The organism is Desulfoscipio sp. XC116 (assembly GCF_039851975.1).
In the GTDB taxonomy this organism is placed as follows: Bacteria; Bacillota; Desulfotomaculia; order Desulfotomaculales; family Desulfallaceae; genus Sporotomaculum.
Genome location: NZ_CP156660.1, coordinates 4,052,420 through 4,066,776 on the forward strand (window position 1 = coordinate 4,052,420; position 14,357 = coordinate 4,066,776).

At 50.6% G+C, this 14,357-nt stretch carries 8 protein-coding genes; 1 reads left to right on the top strand and 7 read right to left on the bottom strand.

Annotated features, from left to right (window positions below; translation table 11 throughout):
• Positions 1-98: 98 nt before the first annotated feature.
• The 3 genes from ABDB91_RS19015 to ABDB91_RS19025 all read right to left on the bottom strand — a co-directional run bounded on the left by ABDB91_RS19015 (position 99) and on the right by ABDB91_RS19025 (position 8,712).
• A complete protein-coding gene (locus tag ABDB91_RS19015) occupies positions 99-4,781 on the bottom strand; it encodes an AAA family ATPase (protein WP_347489289.1) in 4,683 nt (1,560 codons plus the stop codon).
• 49 nt (positions 4,782-4,830) lie between these two features.
• Entirely contained in the window at positions 4,831-6,666 is a 1,836-nt protein-coding gene (locus ABDB91_RS19020) for a nucleoside-diphosphate sugar epimerase/dehydratase (protein ID WP_347489290.1), read from the bottom strand.
• A gap of 549 nt (positions 6,667-7,215) precedes the next feature.
• Entirely contained in the window at positions 7,216-8,712 is a 1,497-nt protein-coding gene (locus ABDB91_RS19025) for a phosphoglucomutase/phosphomannomutase family protein (protein WP_347489291.1), read from the bottom strand.
• A gap of 437 nt (positions 8,713-9,149) precedes the next feature.
• On the opposite strand from ABDB91_RS19025, the gene ABDB91_RS19030 reads away from it, so the two are divergent.
• Positions 9,150-9,347 (top strand): hypothetical protein, encoded by a 198-nt coding sequence (locus ABDB91_RS19030; RefSeq protein ID WP_347489292.1) that lies wholly within the window; start codon positions 9,150-9,152, stop codon positions 9,345-9,347.
• 410 nt (positions 9,348-9,757) lie between these two features.
• Here ABDB91_RS19030 and ABDB91_RS19035 read toward each other — a convergent pair whose 3' ends face one another.
• From ABDB91_RS19035 to fabZ, 4 genes are all read right to left on the bottom strand, one after another.
• Positions 9,758-10,678: an SDR family oxidoreductase gene (locus ABDB91_RS19035; protein ID WP_347489293.1), complete on the bottom strand. Its 921-nt coding sequence runs from the start codon at positions 10,676-10,678 to the stop codon at positions 9,758-9,760.
• Between the two features lie 66 nt (positions 10,679-10,744).
• A complete protein-coding gene (galU, locus tag ABDB91_RS19040; RefSeq protein ID WP_347489294.1) occupies positions 10,745-11,617 on the bottom strand; it encodes a UTP--glucose-1-phosphate uridylyltransferase GalU in 873 nt (290 codons plus the stop codon).
• A 282-nt stretch (positions 11,618-11,899) separates the two neighbouring features.
• Positions 11,900-12,973 (bottom strand): MraY family glycosyltransferase, encoded by a 1,074-nt coding sequence (locus tag ABDB91_RS19045; protein ID WP_347489295.1) that lies wholly within the window; start codon positions 12,971-12,973, stop codon positions 11,900-11,902.
• 556 nt (positions 12,974-13,529) lie between these two features.
• Entirely contained in the window at positions 13,530-13,973 is a 444-nt protein-coding gene (gene fabZ / locus ABDB91_RS19050) for a 3-hydroxyacyl-ACP dehydratase FabZ (RefSeq protein ID WP_347489296.1), read from the bottom strand.
• Between the last annotated feature and the right edge of the window lie 384 nt (positions 13,974-14,357).

The window sequence follows — 14,357 nt, forward strand, 5'->3', positions numbered from 1 at the left end:
CCGTTACGGGACGACACTTCAATTATTTTATAATATCTCTTTTCCGCTGGGATCAACCAAAAGTATGAGATGGATGGATTTAAACTCCGACTAATTGATTATTCTTGCAAAAGCTTTAATTCTCTGGCCCTGATTACAGCCTGCACTCTCCTGTTCACCTGAAGCTTGCCGTATATGTTGAGAATGTGGGTTTTAACAGTACTGACGGTTAGCTGCAGTCTGTGAGCAATTTCCTTGTTTGACATGCCCAGAGCAATCAACTCCAGCACCTCCAGTTCTCTTTCAGTAAGAGAGACGACCGGAGCCCCGGGCATTTCATCCTTTATCCCCGTGCTGTCTCCCTCGATGAATGGCTGCATATTTTTCACATAAGCCATCTGAGTGGATAAAAGCTTCAGCACTTCCAGCCGGTCCGGTATAAATACTCCCGCCATCAGGCTGTTTTCCAGGTAAAGAACTCCCACATGCATACCCCAAAACAGCACGGGCAAGCAAACAATGGATTTAGTCCGGGATTGGGCGATATAGGGGTCCCCGGCGAAAACCCCGGCCTGATCCCCGCCGTTCAGCACCACGGGCTCAAGAGTTCTGGCCACATACCGTACTACCGATATGGGCAGGTTGTTATTTTTTTCCAGATAAACCGGCACAATTACCTCCGCCGGGCGTCCGCTTTCTTTTAAGGCTTCAATAAATAATTCCCCGTCCTTTTCCAACAATACATACCCCTTGTCGGCGCCGGCGTTTTTAACGGTGATTTCCAGAAAACTTTTCAACAGCGCTTTGGGGTCGGTTTCTTCAGACAGTTTTTTTAGCTCTACCCTAATGGCATGCAGATCCAAATCGCCGACAGAGTCGCTAGCGGTGCTGGAAATGCGAAGGGCACTTTTTAATACTTTTGCGGGATCATATTTCCTCTCCTCAGGCGCTATCCCCGCCAGCAGATGCGGAAAGCGTTCCCGCAGCGCCCTGACCTTGGCCATGGCCCCCCACCGCCAATACCCGCGGCAGGCATCGACCATGTAGGCCCGGGCGATTTTTTCCCGGCCCTCGGCCAGATAATATTCGGCCGCCAGTTCGTTGCTCAGCGCCTCAATCTGGATATAGCCGTTCTCACGGGCGGACTGCATGGCCCGGTCATACAAATCCATAGTTTTTTGGCTTCCGCCGCTCAGACGTGATATTTCCGCGGCTACCAGCAGGTACTTGTGCAGAAAGTTTTCGCTGCAAAAATCCGACCATCTTTTCATTTGGCGCTGATTCTTTTTTAGTATCTTCCGGTATTTTCTCTTCTTTCCAGGGGACAGCCTATCATACACCGCGACAATCGCCAGAGAATAGTAGAAATTATATTCGGCAAGATTTCTAAATCCCATGATGGCATCAATATTTTTTTGGGCTTTTTCCGCCAAAGCCAGGGATTTTGCATAATCACCCAATAAGTAGCATAATTGCATCTCAGTAATATAATACGTCAGCAGAGATGGATTATCGTCTTTCATTAATTCCATTAAACCGTTTTCATCTAAACTGCTTTCATCATAGACGCCGGCGCTAAAAGTAAAAGGATCTCCGGACAGACCCATAATAGCTGAAACAAGACGCCGGTAAATAATTGCGTTAATAAACAAATTATCATGTTTCATCCTCTTGGCAAAGTTATAGCAATTTTTAACTTCCTCAGCGACTTCTCCAAGGGGAATGCCCAGCAGGTATTTATTTTCAATAAGCACCGCAAGAGCATAACCGGCATAAAGAACCTGACCGGATTCCCGGCCATACCGAACGGAATCACACAAATAATCGATACCGGTTTTCCCGTGTTGTGTCCAATGAGCAACAAATGAACCCAATAAAAAATAAACGATACATTTGTATGAGCTATTGTCATATTTTTCAGCAAGCTGCAAGCACACTTTTTCGAACTCATGCCCGGCAGCATGGTTTCCCAGAATGCTGCCGGCTGCAATGCCGCACCCGGCATATCCAATGGGGGAAAGGTCAGTATGGCCATGTTTTATCGTAAAATTGCCTATTTTTAATAGAATCAGCCCGTACAAATCAGGGTTGGAAAGGTCGGCGGCGTCCGCAATCAATATAATGAGCTCCAACATCTTCCTCCGCAGCGGATCGCTCATTTCCGGCAGGCTTGCCAGTTCTTCTGTTTTTTTGCCGCGCATGTACCATTTGAAGGTTATCAATTCCTTGATAAAATGAATTTTTCCGGGGCTGGGCGGCAATCCAACGCCCAGCTCTCGCAATGCCTTGACGCCAAGTTGAACAGCCGCGTCGTATTGTCTGGTCGTCGAATAAAATTGAATTTTTTTGCCGTATACATCGGCTCGTTCCAGTTCCGTTTTCGCTCGGGCAAGAATGATATCAAACAGCCGTTCCGCCGTCCCCGAATCGGCGCAAAGATATTCACACTGAGAACGCTCTATATAAAGGTCGTAGGTTAATTGATAATGTTTGTCCCATGCATCTTCCGGCAAAAGCTCCGCACCGGCCCGAAAATAATTCAGCGCCGCGGCGCAGGCGGCGGAGGCTTTAGCCTTGCGGCCGGCTGCCAGGTTATAACCGGCCAGCTTTATTCTCTCGGCCGGATCGCCGATTAAATTTGGGCCGCAGTTCATAAGATCCATAACGGAAAATATTTTCCCGTCCAGCTCATCCCGGCCGATACGCTCCAAGATCAAGCGCCCGATTTTCAGGCGCAGTTCCTTTTTCTGTTCCCCCGGTATCAGGGAATAGGCCGCCTGCTGGACACGGTCGTGCAAAAACTCGTACTCATGGCCGGGGCAAGATACTTTTAGGACAAGTCCTTCCAAAACCGCCGGCAAAAGAGTCTCGACCGCCGCGGCCGGATTTTTCTCACAGGCTATGGCCAATGTTGGCAAATCGAAGGCATTTCCGATACAGGCGGCCGACATTAAAATATGGCGCGTCTCCCTCGGAAGGGTATGCAGTCTTGCAAGCATGAAATTAATTATATCGTCCGCTATGGGAATTGCCCGCAAGGATTCCGTGTCCCATTCCCAGCAGCCCTTCTCCCGGTTAAAGGCAACGTGGTTTTCCTTATATAGGGACCGTAACAATTGGACAAGAAAAAAGGGGTTGCCTCCCGTCTTCCGATAGAGGATTGCTGCCAGCGGCGCCGCCTTTTCCTCTGAACAGCCGAGAGAATCGGCAATGAATTGGCCGGTATGGGTTGGATCAAGAGGTGCCAGTGCAATATGCCGCACCGGGATATCCGCTTTTTGAAGTTCTCCCAGGATCTCCAACAGCGGTTGCGTCCCGGCTGCATCATTATCCCTGTACGCACCGATAATCAGCAGACAGCGGCTGTCCGAGCCGTCGCTCAAAAACCGGATTAATTGCAATGATGCCGGGTCCGCCCACTGCAAGTCATCAAGGAATATGACCAAGGGATGTTTTCTTTTGGCAAATACCCGGACAAAATTCCGAAACGCCATACAAAAGCGGTTCTGAGCTTCCACCGGCTGCAGCGGCGGAGCCGCCGGCCGGGGTCCCGTAATCAGCTCCACTTCGGGAATTACTCCGGCGATGACCGATACGCTCCCGCTCAGGGCGCGGAGAAGTCTTTTCTTCCAGGCAGCGAGATTTTCCTTACTTTCAGTCAGCAGCTGCCGCATTAAATTGCCAAAAGCTTGAATGAAGGGGGAATATGGCACATTATGCCGGAGTTGGTCCGACTTTCCGGTAATAAACCAAGCTCTGCCTGCCGCCAGAGGTTTCAATGTTTCATTAACCAACACCGTTTTCCCGGTTCCGGCATAACCACTCACCATGACTAATCCCGCTTGTCCGGAACATACGTCTCCGAAAGCATCCGTCAAAGCCGCTGTTTCTTTTTCCCTGCCGCAAAGCTTTTGAGGAAGCTGAAAACGACCGGCAATATCCGCCTTTCCCGGGGGAAACGGATTAATGATTCCGTTTTTATTCCACTGCCGCCGACATTCTTCCAGGTCCCATAACAGGCCGTAATCGCTCTGGTACCGCTTTTCCGCCGACTTGGAGAGCATTTTCATAATAATAGCCGAAACTGCCGGAGGAACCTCCGGATTGATTTCAGACAGGGGTAGCGGGTTCTGTGCCGTATGAACGTAAACCCATTGAGCGGGATTCTCCGCCAGCAGAGGAAGCCGCCCGGTCAACAGCTCATAAAAAACTACGCCCAGAGAGTAAAAATCACTTCTGCAGTCGGTAGTCCTGTTTACCCGGCCGGTTTGTTCCGGGGACATATAAGCCGGTGTGCCTATCGGAATGGCAGAAAATGAGGCGTTTTCACTTTCCGCGGGAATAAGCGCGGCAATGCTGAAATCAATTATTTTCACTTCTTCGTTAGCAGGATGAATAAGTATATTGTCGGGCTTCAAGTCCCTGTGGATAACGCCTTGTTGATGAAGTTCCCCCAGGATTTTTACCAATTGAACGGATATGGAAAAAAAACCGGATAGGTCCGGGCGGTTGTCAGCCAGGTATTCTCTAAGGGATATGGCTCCAGTATCTTCCATAATCAGGGCAAGGGTTGCCCCGTTCTGTTCCAAACGCGCGGGTTTAACAATCCCCTCAATGTCAAGGCTGCGGCTAATCTCGTATTCGTAGATTAGCTTCGATATATTAACCGGGTCGGCCATTCCCGTCTTGATGGCTTTGATAATAACCGGTGACCGGTCCCAAACCGCATGCCCCCGGTAAACTTTGATCCGATTGTTTTCATGAATTTCTTCAGTAATTACATAATTAGGTAAAGTAAACATATATAATCAGCCTATCAAATAGTTAGTTTGGTTGGTCACAACTATACCATCACACCGCCCGCATTTGCCTGCAGCTCTTAAAATTAGGCAAGACCGCCGCCAAGGCGGCGAATACATCGTCATCCTTAAGTCGGGTGGGGTTTTGGGCCAAAAGCAGCAGTTCCTGCTCCAGAGCAGCTATCTCCACCGGGCAGGGGTGGGCCACAAATATTCTTTTATGTCTGGTAGCGGCTGAGCCTTCCTCAGCGGTGAGCAGTTCCTCGAACAGTTTTTCCCCGGGTCTGATGCCCACGAATTTTATTTTGATGTCTTTATCCGGCTCCAAGCCGGAAAGTCTGATCATTTCCGTGGCCAAATCCACTACCTTCACCGGCTGCCCCATGTCCAGAATAAATATTTCGCCCCCGTCAGCCATGGAACCCGCCTGAATGACCAACTGCACCGCTTCCGGAATAGTCATGAAGTAGCGCTGCATTCCCGGGTCGGTCACGGTAACCGGGCCGCCGTTTTTTATTTGCTCCTCAAATATGGGTACCACACTGCCCCGGCTGCCCAGCACGTTACCGAACCGCACGGTTACAAACCGGGTTCGACTGATCCGGGCCATGTGCTGCACGATAAGCTCGGCCATGCGCTTGGTAGCCCCCATTACACTGGAGGGGTTTACCGCCTTATCGGTGGATATCATTACAAATGTTTTGGTGCCCGCGCTGTCCGCCGCCTCGGCCAGGTTTCTGGTGCCGAATACATTGGTTTTAACCGCTTCGTCCGGATGCATTTCCATCAGGGGCACGTGCTTGTGAGCAGCAGCATGAAACACCAACCCCGGCCTATATTTTTGAAATATGCAATTAATCTTGACTTTATCCCGCACATCTGCAATTTCTATCCCCAGAGGCAGTCCGGGAAAGTTAGCGGTCAGTTCCAGCCATATTTTGTGGATACTGTTTTCTCCGTGGCCCAGCAGGACCAGCCTTTTGGGGCCAAAGCCCGCCGCCTGGCGGCAGAGCTCCGAGCCTATGGAGCCCCCGGCCCCGGTTACCAGTACGGTTTCCCCTTTGATGCAGCCGGATATTTCACCCAGGCCCAGTTCCACCGGCTCGCGCTGCAGCAAGTCTTCAATTTTAACCGGACGCAAACGGTTCACGGATACTCGCCCGTCGATAAGCTGGTACATGCCGGGCAGTATTTTTACCTCCAGCTTGGTTTCCTTGCACAAGGCGAAGATTTCCCTGACGGTTTGGGAATCCGCGGAAGGCATGGCGATAATGATGGTCTCGATATTGCGACGTTTGGTTATGTTGGGAATCCGTTCGCGAGTACCCAGCACCGGCAGGTCCAGCACCCGCATTTTTTGCTTGCTTATGTTATCGTCAATAAAACCTACCGGCAGCAGACCGCTGTCGTGGTTTTTGAGTTCCCGGGCCACTAATACCCCGGCGTCTCCCGCGCCGATAATCAAAGTGCGTTTACCGTGGTGGCCGTTGCCTTTTTTGTGCTCCACCAGCACCCGCCAGCTTAAGCGGAAGCCGCCCACCAGCAAAATCAACAAAGCCCAGGAGGATAAAATAACGCTGCGGGGCAGCAGGTATTCCAATAGGTAGGTAAGAGCAATGACGCCAAGGCTGCCCAGCGTTACCGCCTGCACAATAGCGGATAGCTCGCCGATACTGGCATAGGCCCATACCCGGTTATATAGTTTCATGACATAAAAGCTTACCAGGTAAACAAACACGACAATGGGGGCTATCTCGTAATATTGCAAAAGGTATGTACCGGATAAGTTTAAGCTGTCAAACCTCAGCATATAGGCAATAATAATTGACAGATTAATTAAAAAAACATCACAAATAAGTAAAAGAGCTGACCGCATGTGATTGTTCACCAGTTAACACCTCTTAAGACTTTGTTTCCATACCGCATACCTTCCCTGCCGGGCTGTGCTGTGATGAAGACGGCCATAAAATATGTATTTGAATCTTAACCGGGACTTTTTACTCAACTTAATAAGACTATTTTCCTATTGCTTAATAGAATGGTGTATAATACGATGATTTATGAGAAGTTTACCGATTATACTACATTATATTGATACAATTGGATAATTTTGCCGAATTAAGTTATAGATTAGTTGCCTACCTATCCTGAAAATAGTGATCGGTAGTTTTCATTTTCTGATGGTGCCGCGTTTGGCGGCATGGGTGTCCATGTCCATAAAGGCAATCAAACCTTACTTCGCTATTTTTTGGGAAATTCCTTTATATCTCTTGAAGAATTTACTTAATTGTTAAGTATTGTTTCGACAAAAAGCCCGGGCAGTTTCTACCAGCCCGGGCTTTGCACTTTATAGATGGCGCCGAGCCGCTAACACCCGGCGCCGACACCCGATAACCAGACGCCCTACGCCTGATACCAGGCACCTACGCCAAAACCGCTAACCGTCCAGCCCAAGTTGTACCGCAACCTCACGGCCCAACTCCTTGATCCGCTCCTGTCGGTCGGATTCCACATAAATTCTAAACAGCGGTTCGGTGCCCGAGGCTCGCACCAGGACCCACTCGCCGCTGTCCAGCACCAGTTTGATACCGTCCAGAGCAATCCGTCCGGTTACTTCTGTTCCGGCCAGTCCGGCCGGGCTGAATTGCCGCAGCTTCTCCAGGACCGCTTGCTTTTTGTAGGGCGTGGTGCGCACATCCAAACGTTCGCTGTACAACCGAACGCCATATTCCTCCGATACATCATCGGCTATGGCAAGCAGACTTTTACCATGCACGGCTACCATTTCCGCCACCAGCATACCGGCCAGGATACCGTCCTTTTCGGGGATATGCCCCTTTATGGACAGGCCGCCGCTTTCCTCGCCGCCCAGTACGCATCCCTTTTCCAACAGGTTTTGACCGATATATTTAAAGCCCACGGCAGTTTCATATACCCGCAGACCATGCCGGGCGGCAATGCGATCCAGCATGTGGGTGGTGGCCACGGTGCGGGTGACCGGGCCGACTATACCTTTAACCGTTATCAGGTGGTGATATAAAAGGGGCAGGAACTGGTTGGGAGTGATATAAACTCCGCCGGAGTCAATTATACCAAACCGGTCGGCGTCCCCGTCCAGCGCCAGGCCCAGACTGCCTTGCTCCCCCTTAACCCAGCTGCACACTCCGTCCAGGGTTTCACACGTGGGCTCAGGCATGCCGCCTCCGAAAAGCGGATCGCGGCAGCAGCGGCATTCTTCGACCCGGCAGCCGGCCTTTTTCAGCAGCACATCCAGGTAACCCATACCGCTGCCGTACATGGGGTCTACCATTATCTGCAGATTGGCCCGGCCGATGGCCTCCATATCCACCAACTGCTCCAGATGCTCGAAATATTCCGCGCGGGGATCAATAATAATGCGCTCGGCAACGCGAGGTTCCCCAGCACGAACCGCTTTTCCGGCCGCACCAGCTCCGTTAAGGACGGCGGCCAATTCCATCGCTTGTTCCTGGTCGCCCCGGTACATTTGAGCCGCCCGGCCCTGCAGACGGGCGATATTTTCCTCAATAGCCCCGGTGATATGCGGCAGCGCGGGCCCGGCATAATCGGGTATAAACTTAAATCCGTTATATTCCGGCGGGTTATGGCTGGCCGTGAGCATCACCGCACCGGCTGCCTCATGTACTTTAACGGCAAAGGCGGTCACCGGAGTGGGCAGCGGCTCGCCGGACAGGTATACTTTAATGCCGTTTTGGATCATTACATCCGCCACGGTATCGGCGAACCGGTCCGATAAAAAGCGGTTGTCGTAACCCACCACTACCCCTTTATGCCCCGCGTCGAGACCGTTAATGTATTCGGCCACAGCCTGCGATACTATGCGCAGGTTGTCAAATGTAAAATCATCGGCAATAATTCCCCGCCAGCCATCCGTACCAAATTTTATTTTTTTCAATCCAACAAGCCCCTTCCGTGTTTATAGTGCCAATTCGTGTATTAACCCGCTAAATGTTTCCATCCTTTTGTTTGTGCGGGTAATCTCATTGCGAGCGCGGCAAAGCAATCCCAGACTCCAAAGCAGGTCCCAAGAAAATGCGGGCCATAAAGCGAGGATCGCTTCGCCGCTTTGCCCCTCGCAATGACAAACTTCAAGTATCGCACGCAAATTGTCACGCAGATTATATTCATAGCGATGACGGACTTTAAGTGTGGCAGATTTGTATACCGGATTCCCAGTGAATAATTCTCCTAATGAATAATTATAACATATGTATACATATTTTGCCATTGCCGTGCGTATTATGTACAAACATTATTTTGTCTGGGTTATGCCTGTTTATGCATTTTTCACCAGTCATGCCATGAATTCATATAAGAAGGGATTGAAACATTATGCATGATGATTTTTATTTTAGGCTTGGCAGAATTGGGGGTACCGGCCGCACGGATATGTACCGGGATTATTTGGAACGGTTAAAGGAGGGCAAAAAGCAGTCCGGCTCACGGGGCGGTTCTTCTCCGGACATCAAAAGGGATATCGGCTTATGTGCATATAGCGCCGCAATAAAGATCCGGCTGCTCTCAACGTAGTCAGCCTCGACACTGCGTTTCATTTTTTCCTGCTATTCACCGGTTTGACTTTTCATTGTTATCGTTATATTATTATTTTAAATAGGGAATATTGGTAATACGGCGTGGGTTGCCTCAACTGTCGAGGTTTTTATCTAGGACCTCTGAAACTGTTCCCGCAGTTTCAGAGGTCTTCAATTATTTCCGTCGGTCAGCTATTAGCACGACGAGGGTTAGCAGAAGGATAAGGGCTATTACAGCTTGTATTGCGTCTGATATTTGAATCATTTCTGCCTCACCGCCTTCTTTGGATGCTTCCATCCCCGGCAGGTGAGGCCCGTATCTCAATATTCCCTTATTACATTATAACACAAATTGGCTTATTTCTTGGAAAAATCAACCTTCATTTTTGTAAATTAGTGCGTCCTCTATTATCTGTAATAATCCACCGTATCACGCAAGCCCTTGGCCAGACTGTGCATGGCCTGCCAGCGCAGGCCGGTGATTGCCTTTTTTTCGGCCAGATAACTGTGCTCGATATCCCCGGCCCGGGGCGGACAGTATTCCGGCTCCAGGTTGCTGCCGGTAATCTGACGCAAAGTATCGTACAGCTCATTAACCGACGTAGGCATACCGGTGCTGATGTTATAAATACCGGAATTGGCCGCTCCGGCCATATCCAGTGCGGCCAAATTAGCCCGGACTACATCGCCGACGAATATAAAGTCCCTGGTTTGCCTGCCGTCGCCGTAAATCCGGCACCGCTCGCCCCGCAGCAGCCGGTCCGTAAATGTGGCCACCACACCGCCTTCCCCGGTGGCATCCTGCCGGGGGCCGTATACGTTGGCGTAGCGCAGTGCAGTGTAATCCAGACCGTAAATCGCCCGGTACACCGCCAGATAGTGCTCCACAGTGTGTTTAGACACCCCATAGCCCGACAGCGGCTGCAGAGAGTGCTCCTCGTCCACGGGCAGGTAGCGGGGATTGCCGTATACCGCCGCAGATGAAGCATAGACAATTTTTTTGACCCCGCAGGAGCGGCAGGCTTCCAGCAAGTTAATGGTCCCTATAATATTGATGGCGGCATCTGTCGCCGGGTCGTCCACGCTGGTTTGCACATCAATCTGGGCGGCGTGGTGGATAACATAGTCCGGTTTTTCCGCCCGCAGCGTTTCCCGCACAAATTTTTCATCCCGCAAATCGCCCTTGTAAAAATTCACCCGGGGATCGACATTCTCAAACCGGCCGGTGGACAAGTTATCCAGTACGGCAGTGCGTATCCCCCGGGCAATCAATGCATCAACTATGTGAGAGCCGATAAACCCGGCTCCCCCCGTAACCAATACCTGCATGCACGCCTCCTTGGCACCCCTCCGGTGCCGGATGTTGAAAGGTTGAAAGTTATAGGATTAATCCCGTTATATTTTGTGCGCTACAACGTCTTCAAGGTAACCGCGAAACTCTTCGGCCAGATCGGGCCGTTTCAGGGCGAATTCCACCATGGCCTTGAGGTAACCCAGTTTATCGCCAACGTCGTAACGCTTGCCGTCAAAAATCAGGCCGTACATGGCCCCTCGCACGGCCAGTTCTTTCAGCGCGTCGGTAAGCTGGATTTCCCCGCCCGCACCGGGCCTGGTGCGAGCTAGAATATCGAATATGCCGGGCTCTATGATATACCTGCCCATAATGGCCAACCTGGAGGGCGCTTCTTCAGGAGCCGGTTTTTCCACCAGGCTGCGCACCCGGTAGATATTTTCCTTAACAGGTTCGGCGTCCAAGACACCATACTTGCTTACATCCGACAGGGCAACTTCCTTGACACCGATAACCGAAGCCTGCACCTCATCATACAACTCCATTAATTGTTTCAGACAAGGCACTTCACTATGTACAATATCGTCACCCAACAGCACGGCAAAAGGCTCATCGCCCACAAACCTGCGGGCACAGTGCACCGCGTGTCCCAGCCCGCGGGGCTCTTTTTGGCGAACGTAATGAATCTCAGCCAGGCTGCCCGTTTCCTCCACTATCTTGAGCAAATCCTGTTTCCCCTTGCTGCGCAGATGATTCTCCAGACTGGTAGATTTATCGAAGTGATCTTCAATAGCCTTTTTATCCCGACCCGTTATGATTAATATATCTTCTATGCCCGATTTTACCGCTTCTTCAATTATGTATTGGATGGTAGGCTTATCCACGATGGGAATCATTTCCTTGGGGAGTGCCTTGGTGGCCGGTAAAAATCGCACTCCTAAACCGGCAGCGGGGATAACCGCTTTTTTGATACGCAACTGTTATACCCCCTTACATTAGAACATCTTGCAAATTACCCCAAAGCGGTGGTGACTCGCTGTGGCAGATGTTATATTTACTTAAATTACAGTACTTCCATATAAATCTTAAAACTCCTTCCCTTCCCGATTGGCGCCGGGTGTTAAAATGTTGAAAAACTAAGATTTTCAACATTTTAACACCCGGCACCCAAAAAGGCGGTCCTACATTTTTGAGGACCGCCTTGACCGGTGTTCATCAGTTATTCCGTGGACCCCTCGAAGGGGCACGGCACGAGAAATTCAGCGCCGATGTTCGTCAGTTATTCCACGGCCCCACCTGTGGGAAACGCCCAGCACCCCCACGCGATTGGCCAGATAAATAAGCAGAATCGCCAGTACAACCAACATAATCAATGCCTGATCTCCGCTCACCAGATTCAATACTATAGCGGTTAGTCCCAGAAAGCCGCTGATAGCATATATGACCAGCACTGTCTGTCTGTGACTCAGACCCATCGCCATAAGTTGATGGTGCAGGTGCTCACGGTCAGGCTGGAATATGGGACGGTGTTTATTATATCGCCGGATCACCGCAAAGAAAGTATCCAGCAGGGGTACCCCCAGTATGACCAGCGGTATAATTACCGAAACTGCGGTAGCACTCTTGGTCAAGCCCATTATGGACATTACCGCCAGGGTAAAACCAAGGAACAGCGACCCTGAATCACCCAGAAATATTGTGGCGGGATGAAAATTATGCTTCAAAAAGCCAATTACCGCAGCTGCCAGTATCAGCGCCAGCATAATCACTTCCGGCAATCCACTGGTGCCTAGTGTCCAGGCCACCGCGGCCATGGTCAGGGCGGCAATACATGACACACCGCCTGCCAGTCCGTCCAAACCGTCAATCAGGTTTATCGCGTTAGCAACGGCTACTATCCAAAAAACAGTAAGCGGTATGCTAAGATAACCCAGATATAGCAATTGACCGGTTAGCGGGTTAGTCACATAGTGAATTTGGATACCAAATTGTATAACCGTTAGCGCCGCTAAAATCTGCCCCAGCAGTTTGACCCGCGGGGACAGGCCGCGAATGTCGTCCAATACCCCCACCAGCAGCATTAGCGAAGCTCCGGCAAGTAATCCCCATACCGGCAGCGACGATTCCGGCAGCATGTACCTGAGCAGCAACACCGCGGGGACAAAGGCCAGATATACGGCCAGTCCGCCCATACGGGGCATAACTCCGCTGTGGACTTTGCGAGGATCGGGGTGATCCAGAGCTCCCACCTTGATCGCCAGCACCCGCACACCGGGGGTAACCAAGTAACCCAGCGCAAGAGCCAGCACCAGGGGCAGCATGTATTTTTCCACTTTATATCCCTCCAGCCGTCAATATTCGGCTTAAGAAAAGTCAATTCATTTTATCACCAGCAACGGTGTTTGCACAAAGCGCAGTTATTGCCAATATTCAAGCGAAAAGCTCAAATATCTTATAAATGCGCGTAGTTTGTCCATTCATCCCCGCTGCACGGCAATATTTGAGTTGTGTTGGCTGTGTTGACTGGTTTTAGGTGTGTTAGCCATTAGCTGTCTAGTTGGTTGACTGGTTTTAGCTGTGGCAGCCGTTAGCTATCTAGTTGGTTGACTGGTTTTAGCTGTGGCAGCCGTTAGCTATCTAGTTGGTTGACTGGTTAATGTTAGGCTTTCTGGTGCTTTGGCAGGTGCCGGGTGTTGAAAGTTGAAAATCAAAGATTTTACAACTTTCAACACCCGGCACCCGGCACCAAACTTTCAACACCCGGCACCCGGCACCAAACTTTCAACACCCGGCACCCGGCACCAAACTTTCAACACCCGGCACCCGGCACCAAACTTTCAACACCCGGCACCCAAACTCACATCCCGGAGGAGGTTACTTTGTTCCCTTTTAATCCCTGTCCACCAGTGCAAAAAGCAGCTCGGCCTCGGCCACTGCTTCATCGCCCACCCGCGCGGTACCCTTGCCCTTGCCCAGGCTGCCGCGCACGCGCAGCAGCTCCACTTCCAGGCGCAGCACATCCCCGGGCACAACCTGCCGCCTAAAGCGGGCTTTGTCGATGCCGGCAAACAGGGCCAACTTGCCGGTAAATTCCGGGGTGCTGAGCACGGCCACGGCACCCACCTGAGCCATTGCCTCAATAATGAGCATCCCGGGCATCACCGGGTGCCCGGGAAAGTGCCCCTGAAAGTACTGCTCATTAACAGTAACGTTTTTAATGCCCACGGCCCGTACGCCGGGCACCAGTTCATCGATTCTGTCCACCAGTAAAAACGGGTAGCGGTGAGGCAATATCTCCATGATTTCCTTTATATTCATACTACCGTTGGCCATTTCGGAACATCCCTTCTTATTCTTACCGGCGCATATATCATTACAATTATGCCGGATCATTTTGCCGCATAAACTGCCAGCGGCAGTTAAAGAAGCTACTATTATTATCCCACATATTGACTATGCTTAAAAGTACAAACAGTTGTTGCTAAGGGTCCCGTCAAAGTTGAATGTTACTGTTCACTCCCCCGCAAAAAGCAGCAGTTCCGTTAGCAATAACACGCTTCGCGATGCATACGAAACGCAAAAACAGCGTTTTGGCACTGCAATTCTCCGGTTTTCTGTGACCTTCGCTCGCTACACGCACAAAAAACACGTCGCGTTTATCACCTGTGAACAGTAACTGTTGAATTTTTTCACAACATATAAATGGGACAGACTCTA

Excerpts from the sequence above, each read along its gene's own strand:
- ABDB91_RS19015 (WP_347489289.1), bottom strand. The coding sequence starts at position 4,781 with ATGTTTACTTTACCTAATTATGTAATTACTGAAGAAATTCATGAAAAC.
- ABDB91_RS19030 (WP_347489292.1), top strand. The coding sequence starts at position 9,150 with ATGCATGATGATTTTTATTTTAGGCTTGGCAGAATTGGGGGTACCGGC.
- ABDB91_RS19035 (WP_347489293.1), bottom strand. The coding sequence starts at position 10,678 with ATGCAGGTATTGGTTACGGGGGGAGCCGGGTTTATCGGCTCTCACATA.
- fabZ (WP_347489296.1), bottom strand. The coding sequence starts at position 13,973 with ATGGCCAACGGTAGTATGAATATAAAGGAAATCATGGAGATATTGCCT.